Here is a 22,879-nt window from a genome sequence, read left to right as displayed (position 1 = left end):
TGATATAATTTTACTTACAACTTTACACTATAACTTTTATTTTACTCTCGATACTTACCCTTAAAAATAGTACTTCATTGGAGTGAACAAAATGAATTCGTTTTGTAATAGAAAGACTTTAATATTTTTCACTGTGTTTCAAACTGTTGGTTATTATATTTGGATTTATTATTTTAAAGATCAAGATCAGATGAGGACCATTGGTAGTAATATTTTTTCAATACTAGGGCCACTCACCGCGTCCGTTGTATTATCTTTTGTTTATAAAAAACTGGAAAACAAAGATAAGTATTTTTGGCTACTTATACTTTTTGGGACGTTTAGCTATGTTATTGCTGAAGGAATTTGGTTTTATTATGAGACAATCTTAAAAGTAGTGGTTCCCTATCCGGGTTGGGCAGACTTGTTTTACATGCTTCAAATATTATTTTATCTTTTTGCTTTCTTGTTTCAGATTTGGTATAAGCGAAATCGATTGCATATAGTAAAATTTGTCCTCGATACTTTTATTATTATGACTGTGGCTATCTCGTTTAGCTGGCACTACATCATAAAAGATATATTAGCACAGTCAGATGGATCCTTTTTGTTTAAATTTGTTTCAATGGGCTATCCAATTGGAGATTTAGTTCTTATTCTTGCAGCAATCAGTATTTATATGGGTTCTGAGCATTTTTTCTCTACTAAGGTTTTCTATTTTCTTGTTGGAAGTTTAATTATTCAGGTCTATGCGGACTCTGCATATTTATACTTATCGGCTAAATCTCTCTATATTTCAGGTGGTCCTTATGATCCGTTATGGACGCTCGCCCTTTTATTGATGGGGGTTGCGGGTACATTCGCGATAACAGATCATGTCGAGCAAAGTCGTGATGTGGCCAAGACTAACAATACATATAAAATTGACTTTTTTTCGTTAAAATTACTATTGCCCTATTTAAGCGTTATCTTTTTGTTTATCTTTCTGCTCATCCAAGGTCGAGAAATCAACAGTTTGATGATTGGTGCAGCAGTGGCCATTCTTTTAGTGATTTTACGACAAATTTTTACCCTCTTAGAAAATCAATCATTGTTAACAAACTATCATACTTTAACTGAAAAATTAGAGATGAAGATTGTTGAACGAACAGAGGAAATAAGCAATAAAAATGAACAGCTAATGACTGCAGTTAGTAAAATGAAACAAATGGCCTACCATGATGTATTAAGCGGTTTACCGAACAGAAGATACTTTCTAGAGCAATTAACCATTTCGTTAGCAACAGCAAAACGTAATTCTACCAAAATTGCTATTGTCTTTATTGACTTGGACCGCTTTAAAAATATCAATGATACGTTAGGACATGAAGTTGGAGATCTTCTAATTAAATACGTATCTAAGCAAATGCAGCAAAATCTACGGCCAACCGATATAATCTCCAGGCAAGGTGGGGATGAATTTACCGTTTTAATAAATGATATTACTGATGAAAGTGAGATTATTCGATCCATCACTAAAATTCAATCGATTGTGGAAAAGCCGATAAAGCTTAATGATCATGAGCTGCACGTTTCAATGAGCTTAGGCATCGCCGTTTATCCGAGAGATGGTAGTAGCATCGAGGAACTACTAAAGCATGCTGATATGGCCATGTATAGTGCAAAAGAAATAGTTGGAAACAGCTACAAATTCTTTTCACCGGAAATGAATGAAAACATCACAAGAAAAATGACGCTTGAGTATGGTTTACGGAAGGCCTTAGAAAATGATGAGTTTATCCTTCAATATCAACCACAGGTGAATATCGATACCGGCAAGCTCATTGGCGTCGAAGCATTAGTTCGCTGGGGTACGAGTGATGGAGGATTAGTTTCACCGGGTGAATTTATCCCGTTAGCGGAAGAAACTAGACTTATTATCCCAATCGGTGAGTGGGTTCTTTACCAAGCATGTATGCAGGCTAAGGTTTGGCACGATTTGGGATACTGTGATTTAAAACTAGCAGTGAACCTGTCTCCTTTACAATTTTTGCATGAAAATTTAATTGAAATGATCTCTTCCATTCTCGAGCGAACTGGCTTGAACCCTAACTATTTAGAGATTGAAATTACCGAAACCGTTGCAGTATACGATGCTGAAGAAGCGATTTTGAAAATGCAAGCTTTGCGCGATATAGGAGTCCGAATCTCTATTGATGATTTTGGCACGGGGTACTCTTCGTTAATTTACCTAAAAAGATTTCCGATAAATAGCTTAAAAATTGCTCAACCCTTCGTAAAGGATATCATGACAAACAATAGTGATAAAGCACTCGTTAAAGCGATTATCTCTATGGCACATAGTCTTGGTTTAACTGTCATTGCTGAGGGTGTTGAGACGAATGAACAGCTGCAAAGCTTAAAGGAGCTTCATTGTAATGAGATACAGGGCTACCTGTTTAGTAAACCGCTAAATGTTGAGCAACTTGTAGAATGGGTCGGAGCAGGGCAACCAATGTTGGTGGCAGCTTCCGACTAATAGGCGAAAATTTAAGTTTCCTGTGGTGGGTATCTTTCACTCTTCAGGAAACTTTTTTATGATTACTGTTGTAATTTCGTGCTCCATCACATATTCTTTGATTTATTTTATAGATATATATGTTAATTTTTTGATATATTAATTTAATAATATATCGAATTTTTCGTTTTCCAAAATATTTTCTTGGGTATATACAGTATTGACTTTGAGATGCTAATACTTCTAATAAATTTTAATCGTTTGTAGGTGGAATTTAAATGGTTTTACTAGAAATTGTACTCCCTGCTTTTTTGATCTTTCTTTCTGGTTATTTAGTGCAAAAGAAATTTCAGGTGAGTATTCGAGGGATTTCGGTTATTTCGTTGTACATAATGTTGCCGGCTTTAACCTTTCATACTTTTTATAGTATTAAATTAAATGTTCAAATCTTGTATGCAGCTTCCGTTTCATTACTGCTGATGTTTGCTCTGATGGGGATTACGAAGCTAATGTGCCGTTTGCTTCGTTATGATGCAGCTTTGTTTAATCTAGGGAAATGTTTGAGTCTTGAGGGAAACGTTGCTAAGTTACTGAACGTGCATATTTCGAATTTGGTGTGCATATTCACAAATAGTCGTGCATAATTTTCAAAAGTTGTATCATAAATGGTAAAAAGTCGTGCATAAATTTGAAAAGTTGTATCATATATTTTTGAACTTAAATCATATCCACATTTAAACGTGCATACCACGAAATTTGCGAGCATAAAATGACCGAAATTTCCTCTCATTGTAAAAAAACAATCTTCATCTCTATTAAATAGTCGACTCTTTCGTAAAAATGCGTATCCTCTGACCAAAAAGCGAACCGCATCTTTAGAATTCACTCTTTAACTCAATCGTTCAAACACCTTAAAGATAAGCCATAGGATAAAAGCTATCCAAAGTAAGATAATGATGGAACCCGCTACCCAATTCTTAGGCTTTCCGTTTCTTAGTAGTTCATTTGCTTTCACTTCACAATCCGAAAGAACATCCTTTGGTATCATCTTTAATGCCAACATGATCCCTAACGGAAGAATAATCACATCATCTAAATAGCCAAGAATCGGGATAAAATCAGGAATTAAGTCGATTGGACTGAAAGCATAGGCTACCACACACGCTGTGAAAAATTTAACATACCACGGTACTCTTTCATCCTTATATGCAAAGTAAAGAATGAATATTTGTCGTTTCAAGTTTTTTGACCAAGCCTTTATTTTCTCCATTTTCTCTCCTAACATTACTAATGAATATGGGATACACTCTATGATTCTTATTTTACAGTTCATTTGATTTCAAATCCAAACGGCAAGTGCTTTTCAGCTTACTAAAATTTCAGCGTAAAACCGTAAAAAAATAAAAAACACCAGAAAGTGCCTACAGCTCTCCAGTGTTTTCCATTTCATATTACGTAAGAATCGCGTTAAATTCTGATTGTGCTTCTTGGTTTCCATTGTTTGTTTCCAAAGCTTGCTTTTGTTCGAGATCGAAACGTTCCATGATTGGCAAATCATTAACCGAGAACAAATACGTATCTTTTGTTGCTACATGTTCATGCCATGCCCAGTTTGGAACAACAAAGTAATCACCCTTCGTCCAGTCAAAACGAACTCCATTAATAATGGAATATCCTTCACCATCTTTTACATGAATAATAGACGAATGTGTATGACGGTGGGCCTTTCCATGGAACTCGGCTGGTAAAAATTGCATCCATGAGCCCATTGTTGGATTGGCTGTTTGTCCGTTTGAAGGATTAATGTATTCTACAGCATAGCCATCGTATAAATCGGGTTCAAAATTCATCAAGCCTTTGATCGCTTTTTCCGTTTGGCTCCATTTGAAATTCGCTAATGGGGCAATTGAAGAATAACGGTCCGAAATAGGGCGAACCATCCCACCTTGATAGCGAAGCTCTGAGAAATTATCTGGTACTGTTGGATCTTCGAGCTTACCTGGATATGGATCAAAGAAAGTTCCGCCGATAGAATACACCAATGGAATATCAAGTGCGTCCATCCAAATCATCGGCTTGTCACCAATATGTTCATGACCATGCCAAAGGTTTTTCGGAGTAATCAGGAAATCCCCCTCTTCCATGAAAACTCTTTGTCCTTGCACAATCGTATAAGCACCCTTCCCTTCCGTAATATACCTAAGTGCATTTTGAGAATGACGGTGAGATGGTGCAACTTCTCCAGGAAGCAATAACTGAACTGCAGCATACAACGTTTGGGTTGTTGAGGCCCAGCCCCAAGGCTGACGATAAGTTAATCCTGGATTTTGAAAATAAATGGCGCGACGTTCTCCGCCCCGTTCTGGCGTAAAAATTTCTGCTGCTTCCAATAATGTCTTCCTTAAAAGTTCACCTTTCCAGAGGTAGGCCTGTGCATGAGGTTCTGGCGTTTGATCCATCAGTTCTGGAATCGCTTCCCATAATGGACCTAAATTATATTGCTGAATATATTTTGTAAAATCCTTAACGATTTGACTCTTCATAAATTCATTTTTTGTTGCCATCCTTTATCCCCCTAAAATAATTATTTAACTTTTTCTACTTTGGAAAGGTTGCGTTGAATTTGCTGAAGATGACCCTCGAGATGCTCATCAATAAAATGACCAATAATAAACGAAACAGGTTTGTTCCCAAATTTAGCAAAATTCCGATGGGGAGATTCAATTATTAATTGTTCCTCTGTCAATTGTGATAGTTCAGTTAAAACTTTTCCCTCTAGTCCTTCTACCGCTTTAAGAGTAGATTCTACTGATAACGAGGCCGTGTTCGTTACTGCCGCTAAACGCTTCTCATCTTGTAGCCCTCTACCCCACTCACTTCCTGGGTTCTCAATTACTCTTTTTACTTCGTTCAGCCAATATGGGACCGCCTCATTAATATGGGATAATATTTGTAAAATTGACCATTCCTCTTCGGAAGGCTTCCACAGAATGACCTCTTCCGGTAAACTTTTGCACACCTGTACCACCTGTTCGATGGACTTCTGAATTGATACACGATATCCTTGGACTGTTTTTTCTGCCATATTACAGCCCCTCCTTCACACGTGAAACTTTATTTTCTAAAGTACCGACTTGATCGATTTCAATCTTTACAACGTCACCGTCTTTAAGGAAGACTTGTGGATTACGAGCTACGCCGACTCCTCCTGGTGTTCCAGTTAAAATCACGTCGCCCGGTTCTAGTGTCATTAAATTAGATAAAAATTCAACTAAATCCTTAACATCAAACACAAAATTTGCTGTATTTGTACGTTGACGCTCTTCTCCATTAACCGTTAAAACCATTTCAAGTCCGCTTGGGTCAGTCAATTCGTCAGTCGTGATTAACCACGGTCCCATTGGTGCACTACCTTCTACTGTCTTTCCTTGCAGCCATTGCAACGTACGTCGTTGAATATCACGATAGGTAACATCATTTACAATCGTATAACCGGCAACATAATCTAAAGCATCCTCTTTTGACACGTTCCGAGCACGTTTCCCCATGACAAAAGCAAACTCTGCTTCATAATCAAGCTGTTCCGAAATTGGATAAAACGGGATATCATCCTGTGGTCCAATAACGGTATTCGCAAATTTTGCAAAAATAACTGGGTGAGACGGGATTTCTCTTCCCATTTCTAAAATGTGTTCGCGATAATTATGCCCTACACAAATCATTTTTCCTGGAGCTTGTACAGGCGCTTCGATTTTTACATCCTCATATGCATAGACAAGCTTATGTTTAAACGTACCTTCATGTTCAAGTGCATAAGCAACTGCTTCCTTTGCAATAGAAAGACTCTCATCCCCGCCCTGTAAAAAATCAGTCATCACTGCAGGAACATAAGCCTCAGCAATTTTTTCATAACGAAGCTTCCCTTGAGATTGAAGTAAAGCTTGATAAGCAAAATTTAAATCGACCACTTGATTTGTTTCATTTATTAAAGCTCCAATTCGAGTAAATCCTTCACGACTATATGTGACTAATTTCATTTTTTTAATCTCCTTTAGCTAAAAATTATAAAATAAGATAACCGAGTTCACTATTATGATACTTAAATTTTTAGAAAATTGTCAATAAAAAAATTATTAAAAATTAAATAATCAAATAATTTAATAGTTTTATTAGGTTTGTCCGAGAACTGTTGATATAATTTCTATAGATCAATTGGAAACATATAAGATTTATTTTGTATTACTCAGATTCTAGTGATTATATTTAAAGTTGTGATTATAATTGAGGAGGATCATGATGGAAGTGATTAAAGCAGGCTCTACCATTCAATCCTTACAGATAGGGATAGGAATATTAGATGTTATTGCAAAGCAAGATCGACCATTGAAATTTACTGACATCCAAGAACTGACGAATATAACGAAAAGTAACCTCTATAAATATTTAAATACATTTGTTCAATTACAAATTCTTTACCGTGATAAAAACACAGGTACATATTTACTCGGAAGTAAACTGATCGAGTACGGTCTGATCGCTGCTGATCAAGAAAATGTTCTTGATCGGATTACTCCATTTCTGGAGGAATTAAATAATAAATCAGCGTGTTCAGTTATTTTTTCGATTTGGACCGAAAATGGACCGATGGTGATAAAAATGTTTAATCATAATCTTGGTTTTAATATCGGTGTCCAGATTGGAACGCTATTACCAGCAACTTCATCTGCCGGAAAAATTTTCCTTGCCTTTAAAGAACCTTATCTTATAAAAGAGTGGAAAGAAAAAGAAACAAATAAACTGCTTCCGAAATCTATCGAACAATTAGATAAGGACCTTGAAACAGTACGCATAAAGTCAATTGCATTTGCGAATGAACCGATTGTGACTTCTGTTTCCTCTGTATCGTTCCCAGTCTTTAATTATCAAAAAAATTTAATGGGGGCTGTGGCAGTGGTTGGGTTTAATGAACAAATACCAATGAATGAGGATGAAGAGCTAAGTAAATTTATTTTGAAAATAAGCAATGAAATTTCCAGTAATTTAGGCTATCGTTCATAATAAAAAGAGGCTGTTACAAGCTTGACCTAACTCCCACTAATAGGAGATTAGGCAATTTTGAACAGTCTCTTTTTAATTTCTGAAACTTTTTTAAAAAAATTCACAAAATTATTGATTTTTAATTTTCTGACTATTATAATTCATATTAAGAAATCGAGTTCACTATTAATAAAAACGTAAAATCTTTTTTATTTCCTTAAAATGTTAAAAGATTCCCATTTAGCTTTACAATTTTTCACTTTCTAACGATGCATATCTGGAAATGTAACCGTTTTTATTGTTTATCATTAACTACTCACATCTTCTAGTAACGAAAACGAATTTCATCGTTTATCACTTTTAATTGAACCTTTTTTTCGTATAAAGGTTCCATCTATTTATTATTTATGTATAGGGGGCAATGGAGAATGAGGAAAATGAATATAAACGATTTTATCGATAACCAAAAATTTAACCGCTTTCATTTATCACTGCTAATTTCTTGTATTTTCATAATTGTGGTCGATGGGTATGATATGTTCATGTTAGGTGCGATTATGCCATCCTTAATGGAATCTTGGGGAATGGATCCAGTTACCGGCGGTCAATTGGGAAGTTACGCACTTTTTGGAATGATGATTGGAGCTTTGGTCTTTGGACCCCTTGCTGACCGATTCGGAAGAAAAAATGTCATATTGATTTGTACCATTATCTTCTCCGTTTTCACATTTACATCTGGTTTTGCCAATGGTCCATCCAGCTTCGGCGTACAACGTTTTCTTGCCGGTATCGGATTAGGCGGAGTTATGCCAAATTTAATTGCACTAGTGACTGAGTATGCTCCAAAGAAACTTCGCAACACCCTTGTAGCTATCATGTTTAGCGGTCATGCTTTCGGAGGAATCCTTGCTGCATTGGGAGCCATGGTCATATTACCTGTTGCAGATTGGCGGGCTGTTGTATTTCTTGCGGGAATTCCCTTATTGACCTTACCGATCCTTTATAAAACACTACCAGAATCATACAGTTATTATATTAAAACAAACAAAACAAATAAATTAATGGCTACCTTAAATAAAATCAATAAACAGTCTCAATTTAGTGAAAATGACCAATTTGTCATGAATACGGCCGATGATACCGATTCGTCCATCAAAAAATTGTTTACTGAAAAGCGCGGATTAAGCACCATCATGTTCTGGATTGCCGCGTTTATGTGCTTATTAGTCATGTACGGTTTAAGTACTTGGCTACCAAAACTGATGCAGGCATCTGGTTACCCGCTCGGATCTAGTCTACTATTTTTAGTTACTTTAAATCTAGGAGCTGTCACTGGTGCTATTTTTGGAGGCAAGCTCGCTGATAAATTTGGCTCACGTAAAGTTTTAGCCGTCTCCTTTATCCTTGGATTTCTGTCCTTAACACTATTAAGTCTAAAACCAAATGTTTTCTTCCTTTATATTTTGCTCTTTATTGCTGGCGGTACGACAACTGGAACACAAATTAACACCAATTCGTATGTTTCACAATACTACCCTTCAGGCATCCGTTCAACTGGGGTTGGCTGGGAATTAGGAGTTGGTAGAATTGGCGGGATTCTTGGACCTGCTCTTGGTGGATTCCTATTGAGTTCTCAGCTTCCACTGCAAATGAATTTCCTTGCATTCGCCATTCCATGTATTATTGGAGGAGTTGCTATTCTTTTAGTTCAAGAAAAACATGGGCAGATCAAAAAAGTAAGTAAACACGATACATCTTTTGTAAGTGATACTCAGACTGTTAATGAATAAATAATAGGGCTGCTCCAAAAACCAACTTTGGGGCAGCCTCTACTACTTATTCAGCCTTTACAAGAATCTTCACTTGATCTTTTTCTCTTAATAAAACATTAAAACCTTCTTCAATAACTTCATCTAGTGTGATTCGTTTTGTGATAAGTTTTTCCGCTGGGAAATATCCTTGCGCCATTAGACTGATAACGGCAGGGAAGACATCGCGGTAGCCAATAATCCCTGTTACGGTTCGCTCTTTTAACACTATATTTTGAGGATGAATAGAAGCTTCTGTTTCAAAAATACTAACAATCATCGTTTCTCCACCAATTTTCGAAGCGTTGATTGCTTGGGTTAAGACTGGTGGAACTCCTGTAACTTCAAAGGAAACATCCACCCCACCATTTGATAATTTATGAATTTGCTCTACAGGATTTACTTCGGTAGGGTCAATCGTAATTGCACCTAGCTCTTCTGCCTTTTTTCGCCGTTGTTTGGATATCTCGACTGCATAAATTTCTGATGCTCCCGAGGCTTTTAATGCTTCAATTACTAATAATCCAATTGGGCCTGTCCCAAACACGGCTGCTTTATTTCCTACCTTTAACCTACTTTGTCGTACAGCATGAAGTGCGACAGCTGCTGGTTCAACAAGGGCTCCCTGTTCGTAAGAGACGGTTTCTGGAATTTTGTGAAGCATTACTTCTGGAATCGCTGCGTACTCGGCAAATCCCCCACCACCACCTGCTAGTCCAAAGAAGCCAAGCTTGTCACAGAGATTATAATGCCCTTGTTTACAGCCTGCACATTGTCCACATGCGTAAATCGGTTCTACGACCACCCGATCCCCAACTTGAACCTTTGTTACTTCTTCTCCAATTTCTACAACTCTACCTGGAAAATTCATGACCTAAAACGATTGGTGCTTTATCACCACTTAAAGGATGTGGCTCTTCGGTCGGAATAAAAATGGGGCCAGCCGTATATTCATGTAAATCACTTCCACAAATACCACACCACTCTACTTTTATTTTTACCTTATCTTTTTTGGGGAATGATTCTTCAATTTCTTCTAAACGTAAATCTCTTACTCCATGCCATCTAAGCGCTTTCATATATTTCATCTCCCTAATTTCATAGATTTTATTTGGACTACCATACCATGCTATTTATTGGTGGTAATGTTCAGAACAGAATAAAATCGACAAAATTAGGTATCATACCATCTTTATTTATTTTTCTAGGCAAACCGAAAATTGCAACGGTCCTACGTTTATCCTTTATATATTCGCATATTCTCCTTTGTGTAATAGTTATATTTACGTTCCAAATTCAATACAACCCAAAGTGTTGTTGAAGGTATCGATTAAATGTGGCACCCTCTATTTCCTCTTTGTATTCTTTCCCATCAACCCTCTGTGTAAAAGTTGATTCTGTGAGTACGATATTACCAGAATCCGTGAGTAACGTAACGAGCGGGCTTTTATTAAACGGGGAAAATGGATGATCGACAATAATTTGTTGGACCTCGTTTAATTCCGTTTCATCCTTTAAAACATGATTGGAATCAAAGATATACCCACTAACCCAATCTTCATCCCGATGCATCAGCTTTAGTTCCAAATAACAATCGCCATCTTCACTTTCAATCCTGCTAATACGGAAGTCTCCGTTTCTCGATGTGGCTACACATCCGTTAAGCGGAATCGGTGTCAATGATAGGTTTATTCCGAACCCGGTGTCAATCACATATTTCTCTCCTTGATGAGTGACAAGAGTTAGGATATGTGTTCTGCCCGCCTGACTCCAAGACCTTGACGCCACCGTATAGGAGCGGGCGCGAACAAGCTCCACCTCCAACCCGTTCTCTAGTAAAAAGTAATAAAGAAGCGTATTAATCTCATAGCAAACACCACCTTCGTTCTTAATTAAAATTTTCTCAATCAAGTTTTGTTTTGTAATTTTTTTATTTCTTTTATTTATGATGGCCAGATTTTCAAAAGGAATGGATGTAGCAGTTTTTTCGAGTATAGTGTCTAAGTTTTCAAATGATATTGTTTCATCGCCAGGGAAACCAATTCTAGCCCGAAATAATTTATTTAAAGATGACATTCATATTTCCCTCCATAACATTGTACATTTACGCATTAATTGTAGATCTTTAATTTATTTTATAGATATTTATGTTAATTTTTTGATATATTAATTTAATAATATATGATTCTTCGTTTTTCAAAATATCGTTTTTGAATGTGATTTACAGTTTTCGAGAAGAAAATTCTTCTAATCAATATTAATCGTTTGTAGGTGGAATTTAAATGGTTTTACTAGAAATTGTGCTCCCTGCGTTTTTGATCTTTCTTTCAGGATATGTCGTGCAAAAGAAATTTCAGGTGAGTATTCGAGGGATTTCGGTTATTTCGTTGTACATAATGTTGCCGGCTTTAACCTTTCATACTTTTTATACTATTAAATTAAATGTGCAAATCTTGTATGCTGCTGCCGTTTCAGCCCTGCTGATGTTTGCTCTGATGGGAGTTACGAAGCTTATGAGTCGCTTGCTTCGTTATGATGGAGCTGGTGAAAGCGCGATGATGTTGGTGACGGTGTTTATGAATTCCGGTAATTATGGGGCACCGATTGTTTTGTTCGCGTTCGGTCGGTCTGGCTTTGAATTTGCCGTGTTAATTATGGTGTTTCATCTCATTCTGATGAGTATTTTTGGCGTCTATCTCGCCTCGCGTGGGAAACAAAGTGCGCGCACATCGGTTATAAATATTTTAAAAATGCCAAGTGTATACGCAATGGTGATTGGATTATTATTTCAAGCCATGGATATTAGTATTCCGAACACTTTCCTTCAGGCATTCGATTTGGTCGGACAAGCTTCAGTTCCAACCGTGATGATTATGTTAGGGATGCAGTTGGCAGAGCTAACGCTTAAGGATTTTGATTGGAAAGCGATTTCGCTTGGAACAGTGACTCGTTTGGTCATCTCTCCCTTGCTTACTTGGGCTATTTGTTTGCTCTTCCCATTAGAGCCCCTTTTAGTAAAAGTGTTAATCCTAACAGCAGCCATGCCTTCTGCAGCAACGGTTTTGATGTATGCAATCGAGTTTGATGCGAAGCCACAATTTGTCTCAAGTACAACGTTTGTATCCACTGTTGTTAGTTTCTTTAGCATCGCAATTGTCCTGTTTATATTAGGGTAAAAATAGGGCCTTATTCAGAAATAACTGAATGAGGCCCTTAATTGAGTATATTTTACGCTGATATATTTTGTAGTTCCTCATAGATTGAACTCCAAGAACGTTTGGAAAAACAAATCGGTATTCCTTGTTCATGTGCTTTACGTTTAATTACTCCAGAAAGATTGTGATTAATAAAATCAGTTAACACAATTATTAAATCCACTTTCCTTGGAATTCCTTTTCGTACCATCTGTGTTTTTCTTCCATTAATATGAATCACTTCGTTGAATCCTTTTTCTTCTAACTTCTTTGTAATTTTTCCAAGATGGTCTCCTCCGATGATTAATAATGAGTTCATTCTCAATCCTCCTCTGAAAATAATGTCCAGCAAACACATACTATTCCTACCGTTTTTATCGTAATTGTAATTAAAAAAAGTCCAGGTTAGTGAAATTTCTTATATTCATTTTCTAGTTCAGTGAGAGAAAGCTCAAAAAGATGTTTATCTTCTTTCTTGTAGACATTTAAGGCAATTAGTTTATCAATGATTTTTGCTCTTCTACTTTCTAGCGCACTTTTAAAAAACTCAACCATTCAAAACTCTCCTATCTAACATATTTTCGTAATCAAAAAATGAAAAAAGCTCCCCAATTAAGATGAATCCATCTTAATAAGAGAGCCTCTAGTGATCTAGTCAGCATACTTTGTTTTATTAATATCATTATATCAAATAATTCCTATGTGTCAAATATGAATTAAGACATAAGTGTATTAATTTAACCCTATTTATTGTGCTGCAACATACCACTGACTTTACTATGATTTCGATTTTTCAATCAATACTTTGTTAGTTTTTGACGGGTAAAGCGATTCTCTGGCTTCTTTAAACCAAGATGATCCCTTAGCGTATCTCCTTCATAATCCAAGCGAAATAATCCCCGCTCTTGTAAGATGGGCACAACCAGTTCTACAAAATCCTCTAAATCGTTAGGATACAGTGGGAACTGGAGCATAAAGCCGTCTGCAGCCTTTTCAGTAAACCATCTTTCCATTTCATCCGCTACTTGAACAGGCGTCCCAACGAATGCATCACTTCTCCCTGGACCAAAGAAGCGATTATATAAATCTCCGACTGTTAAATCTTCCTCGTCAATAATCTTCTTCATTTCATTGAAATGACTTTGAATGCTGTTTACGGCTGGAAATTCGACCTCACTTGCAGGAGTACCTAGGTCATATTTTGAAAAATCAACATTTCCCATATAACCAGACACAAAATTCAAGCTCTCATATGGATCTATTAAATTTTGTAACGTTTGATATTTACGTTGTGCTATTTCTTCCGTTTCACCGACAATTGGTGAGATACCATGAAGGATGTGGAGCTCATCTTCACTTCTGCCAAAATCCTGCAATTGTGATTTCAGCTTTTTGTAATAATGCTTGGCTTCCTCTATATTATCCCAATGAACGAATACGACTTCTGCAACACGAGCTGCCAGTCGTTGACCTGGTTGGGATGCACCGGCTTGAACGATAACAGGCTGACCTTGCTTTGAGCGAGCAATATTTAACGGCCCCTTAACAGAGAAATACTTCCCTTTATAGTGAATCTCATGTACTTTCTTTTTATCGTAAAATTCACCGGTTTCCTTGTTATACAGGAAGGCATCATCTTCCCAAGAATCCCACAAACCTTGCACTACATCGACAAACTCTTCTGCCCGTTCATAACGATGGTCATGTTCCCAATGTGTCTCACGACTAAAATTCAATGCTGTTTCACCAGTTGCATCTGATGTGGTAACAAGATTCCAGGCAGCACGACCATTGCTTATATGGTCCACTGAAGCAAATTGACGTGCTAGCACATAAGGTTCACTGTAGGTTGTCGATGCTGTTGCACCAACGCCAATTTTTTCGGTGGCGGCTGCAATTGCCGTGATCAAAACTGTTGGATCAAAGCGATTCAAAATTTGTGGATGCGACTCATGATTGATTGCTAGACTATCAGCTACAAACGCCACATCAAATTTTCCTTTTTCAGCGATTTGAGCCAATTTTTGAAAAGCCTTAACATCAATGCTGGCATTGGGACTAGCATCCTGATGGCGCCATGATGCCACATGCATTCCTGTACCAATTAAATAAGCAGCTAACTTAATTTGTCTGTTTTTACCCATTTCCCTCTCTCCTAATGCTTTGAATAGGTTTCTTTATATGTGCTTAACTCTTCCAGTGAAATGAATGTTGGAATGTAGTTCCCGTTATACGTTTTCTCAATAAATTTCGCAGTTTCTTTAGATTGATATAGTTTTACTATTTTTTTCAAGGTAGGATTATTTTTATCTTCACTTCTAGCTGCGATTACATTGATATAGGGCTTTGCTGTTTTACTTTCATGAATAATTGCATCCTTTAAAGTCAACCCGGCCTCAACAGCAATACCATTATTTATGATAGAAGCTGCAGTATCTTCCATAACTCGAGGTGTAGTCGCTGCATCAACCGGAATAATCTTAATGTTTTTTGGATTATTTTTAATTTTATCCTCTCCGCCATTCCCATCAAATCCATCAACAACGGTTACAAAGCCAGCGTCTTGCAGCAATACAAGTGCTCGCCCCCAGTTTGAGGGGTCGTTAGGTACTGCAATTTGGGCTCCATTCGGTATTTCATCCAAGGATTTGTATTTATTTGAATACAAACCAAGCGGTGCGATAATGGTCGTTCCAATTGGAACGAGATCTGTCTTATTGTTTTTATTAAATAAATCTAAATAAGCCACGTGTTGAAATGCGTTAATATCAATTTCACCTGAGGCTAATGCTTGGTCAAGATCTACGGCAGACGAAAAATTAACAATTTCAAGCTCAATTCCTTCTGCTTTTGCTTGATCTTTTAAATATTCCCATGTTCGAAGTTCCGAGCTTCTAATCCCAATCTTCACTTTCTTAAGCTTTGAATCTTTGTTTTCTGTCCCACTAGTTGATTGACTAGAGCAGCCTGTTAATAACATTCCTATCATAAGGAAAATAAATAATATTCTTCTCTTCATATTTTTCCGTCTACCTTTCTTAAAAGCTATCAAACTCTTCTGATTTTTCTCTCGAGTACATTTCCAAGACTTTGAACTCCCTGAACGATTGCAACAAGAATGATGACCGTGGCAAAGATGGTGATGGTACTAAAGCGCTGGTAGCCGTAAGTAATCGCTACGTCCCCTAGTCCGCCTCCACCGATAGCTCCTGCCATCGCTGTTGCCCCAATTAATCCAATTGTTGCCGTTGTGATACTTAAAATTAACGAAGGAAATGCTTCAGGAATTAAAAATTTAAAAATAATCTCCAATGGGGTTGCACCCATTGCCTTTGCTGCTTCAATAATTCCTTCATCCACTTCGAGCAATGAATTCTCAACCAATCTTGAAATATAGGGACCAATGTGGAGGACCAGGGGCACGATTGCAGCTGTCGTACCAATTGACGTACCAACAATTAACCTCGTAAATGGAATAATCGCCACCAGTAAAATAATAAACGGAATCGAACGAAAAATATTGACTATCGGGCTGACAATTGAAAAGATCCATTTATTCTCTAATACATGGCCCTTTCTTGTTACAACTAGTAAAACACCTAGAAAAATCCCAAGAAGTCCCCCAAACAATAGGGAGATACTAACCATGTAGAGCGTTTCCCACAAGGCGCTTAGAATAAGCTCTGTGCTGACTTCCATCTACAGTCACCTCCTCAACCTCAACATCATGCTGTTTAATATAGTGAATAGCACTTTCTATTTCATTTTCGTCACCGACTAATTCCACTGTTAAATTTCCGAAGGGTATGCCCTGGAGCTCCGTTATATTGCCATATAAAACATTAAGGTCAACATGATAATATTTTGCAGTCCTTGAAATAACCGGCTGACCCGTGTCTGAACCGAGAAATTTTACTTTTATTATGCGGCTTTCAGAACTCTTATCATCTATCATCCCGGATACACTGGACGGAACTTCATTGTGAATAACGGACTGGACAAAATTGCGTGTGGTGATAGTCTGTGGATTGGCAAAAACATCAAACACGCTTCCAGTTTCAATTACCCGACCGTCCTCCATAACAGCCACACGATTGCATATTTCCTTAATGACTTCCATTTCGTGTGTAATGATGAGAATGGTAATGTTATATTCTTCGTTGACCCGTTTTAACAGTTTCAAAATGGATTTCGTCGTTTGTGGATCCAAAGCAGAGGTGGCTTCATCACATAATAAAATGGAAGGATTAGTTGCCAATGCTCTAGCAATTCCTACTCTTTGCTTTTGGCCACCTGATAGCTGATTTGGATAATTCTCCGCTTTATCCTCTAACCCAACAAAGCGAAGGAGCTTTTTTACTCGATCTTCTATTTCCCATCTCAGCTTTTTACTCAATACCAAGGGCATTGCAATATTTTCGAAAACCGTTTTAGAATTTAGTAAATTAAATTGCTGAAAGATCATCCCAATATTTTTCTTTGCTTCCCGTAAGTCTTTTATGGTCAATTGTGCTAAATTTTTCCCTTCAACAATGACCTCTCCAGGAAGTAGGATATTCTAATAAATTTACTGTTCGAATGAGCGTGCTTTTTCCTGCACCACTATATCCGATGACACCAAAGATATCTCCTTTTTCAACGGTTAAATGAACATCCTTCAACGCTTCGATTTGCTTATCTCCACTATCAAACATTTTTGAAACATGACGAAATTCAATCAAAGCAGTTCCTCCTCTTCGTTCCGTTTTTTAAAATGCCGGTACTACAGCACCTTCGTATTTTTTTTCGATAAATTGTTTTACTTTTTCAGATGTTAAAGCCTTTGCCAATTTCTGAATGGCTTCATCGTCTTTGTTATCTGGTCGGGATACTAAAATATTGACATAAGGTGAGTTACTTCCTTCAATAATAAGAGCGTCTTTTAATGGTTTGAATCCACCTTCTAAGGCATAATTTGTGTTGATTGCAGATGCTTCCACATCATCTAAAGAACGAACCAATACTGGACCATCTACCGGAATAAATTCAATATTTTTCTTGTTTTCAGTAATGTCTTCTAATGTGTAATTCCCTTTCTTTGATGAATCCAGCTTTATTAATCCATTATCTGCAAACAATAACAATCCACGTGAAAAGTTAACTGGATCCTTTGGAAGAGCTACATTAGCACCGTTTGATAATTCATCAATCTTCTTAATTTTTTTTGAATACACACCAAAAGGTTCGATATGTACACCCACCACCTTAACCAAATCAAGCCCGCTATCTTTGTTTACTTGCTCTAAATATGGGGTATGCTGAAAAAAGTTTGCATCTAGTTCTTTGTTGGCTGTCTGCTGATTCGTCTGGATTCCATCCTGTGTAATGACAACATCAAGTTTGACGCCTTCTTTCTCAAGATCTGGAGCAATATATTCAAGAATTTCGGCATGAGGTGTGGAAGAGGCGCTAATTTTTAATGTTACCTCCTTCTTTTCTTCCGTTTTTCCTGCTGATGTGGATGATGCCTGTTCTTCTTTGCCGCATGCCCCTAATAAAAATGACACCAATATGAAAAATGTAATTGATAAAAATTTGATCTTTTTCATTGACAGTATCTCCTATTCTATTTAAAATTCGATTATTCAAATGAGTTTACTAAGTTTTAATTGTAAAAAGACTCCCTTCTGGTATTCACGAAGAGAAGAAAATGAGTGTATGCTCTAATTCACGCTTATGTTACTACTTAAACTGGTCAGCACACTTTTTGCACTTTCTGCTAAATAATTTGCTGCTTTAATAAGGGCAGCTTCATTTACAGTAAATGCTGGATGATGCCAATCCTCCGTTCCGCTGGTACCAAAAAATGCAAAAGAACCAGGAATACGCTCTAAATATGATGCAAAATCTTCACCTGCCATGGATGGTTCCGGGACAATGACCTTTAATCCTTGTCTCTGAGCCGAATGACTGACCACCTCTGTGATGTCTTCATCGTTAATTACTGGAGGCGGGCCAGGGTGCCACGAAATCGTAGCTTCTTGAGAAAAAGCTGTAGCAATACTATCCAACATATGTGTCATCTTCTGTTTAACCTCTTCACGAAGAGTTAGCTCAAACGTCCGGACCGTGCCCTCCAATACAACCTGTTCCGGGATGACATTCCATGTATTCCCACCTTGTATTCTCGTCACACTAATGACTGCACTTTTCAAAGGTGAAATGCTTCGACTAACAATACTCTGGATAGCGGTTATCACATGTGTCGAAGCGACAATAGGATCCTTACCTGTGTGTCGGAGGCCGGCATGACTTCCTTTTCCACGCAGTGTGATGACAAATCGATCGACCGCAGCCATTAATGGTCCGGCCTTCAAACCGATCGTTCCAACTGGTAAATCCGGTTTATTGTGGAACCCAATAATGGCTTCAACACCCTCCAATTGGCCGTCCCGAATGACCTGTTCGGCACCGCCGCCTGATTCTTCTGCAGGTTGAAAAATAAACCGGACGGTGCCATTCAACTCAGCTTGCGATTCTTTTAACTGTAATGCTGCCCCAATGGCTGCGGCTGTATGAAAATCATGACCGCACGCATGCATGACACCTTTGATTTTTGAAGCAAAGGAAAGTCCCGTTTGTTCTTCAATCGGTAGAGCATCTATATCCGCTCGAATTGCCACTGTCGGACCAAGCTTTTCCCCAACGATATCAGCAAAAACTCCGGTAGAAAGACCAGTGCTTCGAATAGGAATTCCGGCATCTTGAAGCCATTTTTGAATGTACTTCGTTGTTCCAAATTCTTCATTTGATTTTTCCAGGATATTGATGTAAATGTCGCCTTATTGTAATTAATTTGGATTCTAATTCTGATGGTGTCACTCTGTCACCTCCAAGTCTATAAATCTAGTCGAAAGCATTTTACTAAAATATCATGATTATAAAATTCTTTCGTACGGTCACGTTTAAATCCAAGCCATTCATACAATGAAATGGCTTTATGCATCTTATCACTTGAATGCAGGTACAAATTTTCTGATCCTAGTTTTTTTGCGTAGTCAACACTTGCTTGTAATAACGCTTGGGCAACACCAAGGCCTCTTGCTTGAGGATGGACGCCTAATAAGCGAACGATTGGAGATAAGATTTCTAACTCAGGTTTTCCATATGCTTTTTCTGATGATGTGAAGAGTTGCAATGAACCTAGAATTTCCAGGTCCATTTTTTGCAACCAATATCTTATCCACGTCTGGGTTCGCAACAGAAGCCTTAATATTCGTTAAATATTCTTGCCATACCTGTGGATCTGAAAATTCCCGTTCATATTGTTGATAGCTTTGAACTAATACCTTTACAACTGATTCTTTATCCTCTGATAGTAATTCTGAAACCACAATTTGCTTATGCGATTGTTTTTCCTTCTGTTTGGACATATCTTACCTCCTCGTCTTTTTCTTACTTAACAGATAAGATTAATTAACTTTGTTATTTAAAAATTATCCTATCACCTAAACTAAGCTACTGACAATGCTTTTGCTGATAGAAAAATTTATTGTAATGATAGAAATATTTTATTATTGTTGGAGATTGGGAGTCCTATCATCTTCCCAAATCGCATTTGGTATTTCCCGTCGAAGCACAGGTATGACTTCCTCGGCAAATCTTTGCAGTTGCTCACGCTGCTCTGCTTCATCTAATCCTTCAACACTAATACTCTGAACTTGATGACCATATGCTTTATGGTATTTTATTAGTTTCTCAATCACTTGATTAGACGTGCCCACTAATGCAGGGCCATTTTGAATATTGTCTTCAAGATCAACGAATGGAGACTGGTTGTATTTAGCTGGCTCTGTATGATTGTAAGCATCATAATAGGGGCGGTATCCTTTAATCGCTTCTTCCATAGTGTTGGCTAAATATAACCCTCTCGCACCAGATCCAATCACTGCTTGTACAGGGTCATGCCCATAATAGGCCAATCTCTCACGATAATGTTCAATCAGCTCTTTATATTTTGCCATGTGATGAAAGGTATTCGACGAGAAAATTGGATCACCATTTTTCGCCGCCAGCTCGGTTGATAGCTTACTTGATGCACTTCCATGCCAGATTGGAATTCTCTTTTGAAACGGTCTTGGCAGTGTCGTAACATTACTTAATGGTGTCCGATATTTTCCTGACCAAGTCACATTCTCTTCACTCCAAAGTCGCTTTAGTAGTTCATACCGCTCCGCAAGAGAATCCCATTGTTCTTCCTCGGTAATACCAAACAGCGAGTAATGGCGTGGGTCGTTCCCTTTCCCAATGATCATCTCAAATCTACCGCCTGAAAGATGATCTAACGTAGCATAGTCTTCTGCTACCCGAATAGGATCAAGAATACTTAGAACGGTTACGGTGGTCATCAATCGGATTTTAGAGGTTTTCGCTGCTATCGCCGCGAGAACGACTGCTGGAGAGGAGGAGAGGAACGGCTCCCCATGCCTCTCCCCCACACCAAATCCATCAAAGCCAAGTTTTTCAGCGAATACCGCTTGGTCTTGTACCTTTTGAAACAATTGCTGCTCCGTTGGTGGCACTCCCGTTATCCCATTAGGATGATTGCTCAAAAGTGAAAAAATGACAAATTTCATTTAGGTATCCCCCTTTTAACTATTTTTTTTGAATCCAAAACTGGAATACATTTGTTCAAGCCTATTTAGTAAAATGAACATCGAAAAACAATGGGTAACCTAATGAGTCAAACTCAATACCTTGAACTTTTTTTGAAGTAGCTACCGTGTATGGGAAATCATAAATTGGGTTAATCACAGCCAGATCCAGTAATTTCTGTTGTACTTTCTTATATAATTCCGCACGTTTTTGTGGGTCTAATTCTACTGCAGCAGCTTCTAACCAATGATCAATCTCCTGATCTTTCAGCCAAGGAATGTTGATTCCACCAGGTATCAATTGTTTTCTGAGAATGATAGAACAGCCGTAAATCATCCGGATCTAACGCAACTCTACTATTTCCACGAATATCATATCCATTTGGATCCTTAAGGAAGCTCCTAGCATCACTTGTCGTAATAATTTCTACTTTTACACCAACTTCTTTCAATTGCTGCTGAACCATTAGTGTTATATCTTGCCTTTTCTCTCGATTTACTGCATCATCAAGAATTCGAAGTGAAAGAGTCTTCCCATCCTTTTTGCGGATCCCATCTGAACCCTTTTTCCAACCTAATTCATCAAATAACTCATTTGCCTTTTTCAGATTGTAAAATTCCTTTTTTTCAAGACTTTTATTATAGCCAAAAGTAGAAGGAGCCAACGCAGACCACGCTCGCTTGTACGTTCCCAAGTATAGAGTGTTAACGATCGTATCAACATCAATTGCTGATTTAATGGCACTTCTCGCTTTTTTATTATTCCAAGGCTCCGACGTGTTATTGATGAATAATGTATACGGTAATCCTGCGGTTGCTGCGTCTAGAATATTTAATTGTTTACTTGCTTTTATTGCAACAACGTCCTGAGGCGGTACAGTTTCAACAGCATCTATTTGGCCACTTTGAACACTGCCAATACGAGTGGCTTCTTCAGGAATAATCTTGAAGATTAGCTTATCTAAATATGCTGTCCCATCATGTTTTGCTAATGGATAGTTCCCGTGATAGTTTTCATTTTTCTCCAAAACAATCCGATCATTGTCTACCTTCTCCACGAATTTAAACGGCCCTGATCCTACTGGATGTGTGGCAAATTGGTCCCCGTATTTTTCTACAGCTTCTTTTGAAACGATAGATAGATTGGAATGAGCTAATATGGTTAAAAATGTTGCAGATGGACCTGATAAATGAAATTTAATGGTGTAGTCATCTACCACCTCAACCGAGTCTAATTTTTCAATGTATGCAGCCGCTGTCGCCGCTCTCGTCGCTGGATTTAGGATTCTATCAAAATTAAATTTCACCACATCTGCATTAAATTTCGAACCGTCGTGAAAAGTGACATCCTTCCTTAATTTAAATGTATAAGTCTTGTTATCATCCGATATTTCCCAATCTGTTGCTAACCACGGCTCTACTTTATGATCCTTCGTCTGATATACCAACGTTTCAAATACACTTTTTATGACCCTCGTGGCTACAGCCATCCCACTTACTTGAGGATCTAACGTATCTGGAGCTGTTGATAGGGCATAGGAGAATTCACCTCCGTCGATGGGCTTACTTGATTTAGTTTCTTCTTTTGAGTCTGGACTAGATGACGTCGTGCTTTTTGAACTTGAGCAACCTGCTAAAAAGAGCAAGAGTAATACGGTCAGTACGATGATCGATTTGTAAGATTGTTTCTTTATCATGAAAATATTTGCCCCTTTCATTGATTATTGATTA

General features: G+C 37.7%; 20 protein-coding genes and 3 pseudogenes. 5 read left to right on the top strand and 18 right to left on the bottom strand.

What is annotated here, in order from left to right; genetic code table 11:
* Nucleotides 1-91 precede the first annotated feature (91 nt).
* A complete protein-coding gene (locus tag RGF10_RS11200; RefSeq protein WP_318509082.1) occupies nucleotides 92-2,497 on the top strand; it encodes a DUF4084 domain-containing protein in 2,406 nt (801 codons plus the stop codon).
* A gap of 257 nt (nucleotides 2,498-2,754) precedes the next feature.
* Nucleotides 2,755-3,120 carry an AEC family transporter gene (locus tag RGF10_RS11195; RefSeq protein ID WP_318509081.1) on the top strand — a complete coding sequence of 122 codons (366 nt, stop codon included), beginning with the start codon at nucleotides 2,755-2,757 and terminating at the stop codon, nucleotides 3,118-3,120.
* 245 nt (nucleotides 3,121-3,365) lie between these two features.
* Here RGF10_RS11195 and RGF10_RS11190 read toward each other — a convergent pair whose 3' ends face one another.
* The 4 genes from RGF10_RS11190 to RGF10_RS11175 form a co-directional block, all read right to left on the bottom strand.
* Nucleotides 3,366-3,746, bottom strand: a complete 381-nt coding sequence (locus RGF10_RS11190) for a YkvA family protein (protein WP_318509080.1) — start codon at nucleotides 3,744-3,746, stop codon at nucleotides 3,366-3,368.
* Nucleotides 3,747-3,927: 181 nt separating this feature from the next.
* On the bottom strand, nucleotides 3,928-5,040 hold the full coding sequence (locus tag RGF10_RS11185; RefSeq protein WP_318509079.1) for a cupin domain-containing protein: 1,113 nt from the start codon (nucleotides 5,038-5,040) through the stop codon (nucleotides 3,928-3,930).
* Between the two features lie 20 nt (nucleotides 5,041-5,060).
* The gene (locus RGF10_RS11180; RefSeq protein ID WP_318509078.1) at nucleotides 5,061-5,561 is read right to left on the bottom strand and encodes a DinB family protein; all 501 of its coding nucleotides are present in this window, start codon (nucleotides 5,559-5,561) and stop codon (nucleotides 5,061-5,063) included.
* 1 nt (nucleotide 5,562) lies between these two features.
* A complete protein-coding gene (locus RGF10_RS11175; RefSeq protein WP_318509077.1) occupies nucleotides 5,563-6,513 on the bottom strand; it encodes a fumarylacetoacetate hydrolase family protein in 951 nt (316 codons plus the stop codon).
* Between the two features lie 256 nt (nucleotides 6,514-6,769).
* Between RGF10_RS11175 and RGF10_RS11170 the strand changes: the two genes are divergently transcribed.
* On the top strand, nucleotides 6,770-7,534 hold the full coding sequence (locus RGF10_RS11170) for an IclR family transcriptional regulator (protein ID WP_318509076.1): 765 nt from the start codon (nucleotides 6,770-6,772) through the stop codon (nucleotides 7,532-7,534).
* A 407-nt stretch (nucleotides 7,535-7,941) separates the two neighbouring features.
* Nucleotides 7,942-9,303, top strand: coding sequence for an MFS transporter (locus RGF10_RS11165; protein ID WP_318509075.1), 1,362 nt, complete (start codon nucleotides 7,942-7,944; stop codon nucleotides 9,301-9,303).
* 46 nt (nucleotides 9,304-9,349) lie between these two features.
* On the opposite strand, the pseudogene RGF10_RS11160 reads toward RGF10_RS11165, so the two are convergent.
* Nucleotides 9,350-10,400, bottom strand: a pseudogene (locus RGF10_RS11160) (2,3-butanediol dehydrogenase).
* 217 nt (nucleotides 10,401-10,617) lie between these two features.
* Nucleotides 10,618-11,397 (bottom strand): arylamine N-acetyltransferase family protein, encoded by a 780-nt coding sequence (locus RGF10_RS11155; RefSeq protein ID WP_318509074.1) that lies wholly within the window; start codon nucleotides 11,395-11,397, stop codon nucleotides 10,618-10,620.
* A gap of 206 nt (nucleotides 11,398-11,603) precedes the next feature.
* Between RGF10_RS11155 and RGF10_RS11150 the strand changes: the two genes are divergently transcribed.
* Nucleotides 11,604-12,497 carry an AEC family transporter gene (locus RGF10_RS11150; RefSeq protein WP_318509073.1) on the top strand — a complete coding sequence of 298 codons (894 nt, stop codon included), beginning with the start codon at nucleotides 11,604-11,606 and terminating at the stop codon, nucleotides 12,495-12,497.
* Between the two features lie 52 nt (nucleotides 12,498-12,549).
* Here the strand turns inward: RGF10_RS11150 and RGF10_RS11145 are convergent, their stop codons facing one another.
* The 12 genes and pseudogenes from RGF10_RS11145 to RGF10_RS11090 form a co-directional block, all read right to left on the bottom strand.
* The gene (locus tag RGF10_RS11145) at nucleotides 12,550-12,834 is read right to left on the bottom strand and encodes a DUF2325 domain-containing protein (RefSeq protein WP_318509072.1); all 285 of its coding nucleotides are present in this window, start codon (nucleotides 12,832-12,834) and stop codon (nucleotides 12,550-12,552) included.
* Between the two features lie 86 nt (nucleotides 12,835-12,920).
* On the bottom strand, nucleotides 12,921-13,070 hold the full coding sequence (locus tag RGF10_RS11140; protein WP_318509071.1) for a Fur-regulated basic protein FbpA: 150 nt from the start codon (nucleotides 13,068-13,070) through the stop codon (nucleotides 12,921-12,923).
* A 242-nt stretch (nucleotides 13,071-13,312) separates the two neighbouring features.
* A complete protein-coding gene (locus tag RGF10_RS11135; RefSeq protein WP_318509070.1) occupies nucleotides 13,313-14,659 on the bottom strand; it encodes an LLM class flavin-dependent oxidoreductase in 1,347 nt (448 codons plus the stop codon).
* An 11-nt stretch (nucleotides 14,660-14,670) separates the two neighbouring features.
* A complete protein-coding gene (locus tag RGF10_RS11130) occupies nucleotides 14,671-15,534 on the bottom strand; it encodes a MetQ/NlpA family ABC transporter substrate-binding protein (RefSeq protein ID WP_318509069.1) in 864 nt (287 codons plus the stop codon).
* Between the two features lie 29 nt (nucleotides 15,535-15,563).
* Nucleotides 15,564-16,214 (bottom strand): methionine ABC transporter permease, encoded by a 651-nt coding sequence (locus tag RGF10_RS11125; RefSeq protein ID WP_318509068.1) that lies wholly within the window; start codon nucleotides 16,212-16,214, stop codon nucleotides 15,564-15,566.
* Nucleotides 16,156-17,236: pseudogene (locus RGF10_RS11120) on the bottom strand (methionine ABC transporter ATP-binding protein). The gene RGF10_RS11125 and the pseudogene RGF10_RS11120 overlap by 59 nt, the downstream one beginning before the upstream one ends.
* 27 nt (nucleotides 17,237-17,263) lie before the next feature.
* On the bottom strand, nucleotides 17,264-18,103 hold the full coding sequence (locus tag RGF10_RS11115) for a MetQ/NlpA family ABC transporter substrate-binding protein (RefSeq protein ID WP_318509067.1): 840 nt from the start codon (nucleotides 18,101-18,103) through the stop codon (nucleotides 17,264-17,266).
* Between the two features lie 114 nt (nucleotides 18,104-18,217).
* Nucleotides 18,218-19,376 (bottom strand): annotated as a pseudogene (locus RGF10_RS11110) (amidohydrolase).
* A 16-nt stretch (nucleotides 19,377-19,392) separates the two neighbouring features.
* Nucleotides 19,393-19,716, bottom strand: a complete 324-nt coding sequence (locus tag RGF10_RS11105) for a GNAT family N-acetyltransferase (RefSeq protein WP_318509066.1) — start codon at nucleotides 19,714-19,716, stop codon at nucleotides 19,393-19,395.
* Nucleotides 19,649-19,927 (bottom strand): hypothetical protein, encoded by a 279-nt coding sequence (locus tag RGF10_RS11100; protein WP_318509065.1) that lies wholly within the window; start codon nucleotides 19,925-19,927, stop codon nucleotides 19,649-19,651. The genes RGF10_RS11105 and RGF10_RS11100 overlap by 68 nt, the downstream gene beginning before the upstream one ends.
* A gap of 141 nt (nucleotides 19,928-20,068) precedes the next feature.
* On the bottom strand, nucleotides 20,069-21,130 hold the full coding sequence (locus tag RGF10_RS11095) for an LLM class flavin-dependent oxidoreductase (RefSeq protein ID WP_318509064.1): 1,062 nt from the start codon (nucleotides 21,128-21,130) through the stop codon (nucleotides 20,069-20,071).
* Nucleotides 21,131-21,399: 269 nt separating this feature from the next.
* Complete coding sequence (locus RGF10_RS11090) at nucleotides 21,400-22,845, bottom strand: ABC transporter substrate-binding protein (RefSeq protein ID WP_318509063.1); 1,446 nt, start codon at nucleotides 22,843-22,845, stop codon at nucleotides 21,400-21,402.
* Between the last annotated feature and the right edge of the window lie 34 nt (nucleotides 22,846-22,879).

It is taken from the genome of Bacillus sp. T3 (assembly GCF_033449965.1).
Lineage (GTDB): Bacteria > Bacillota > Bacilli > Bacillales > Cytobacillaceae > Bacillus_BU.
Note: the sequence above shows the minus strand (reverse complement) of the source record. Positions and strands in the feature narration are given on the sequence as shown.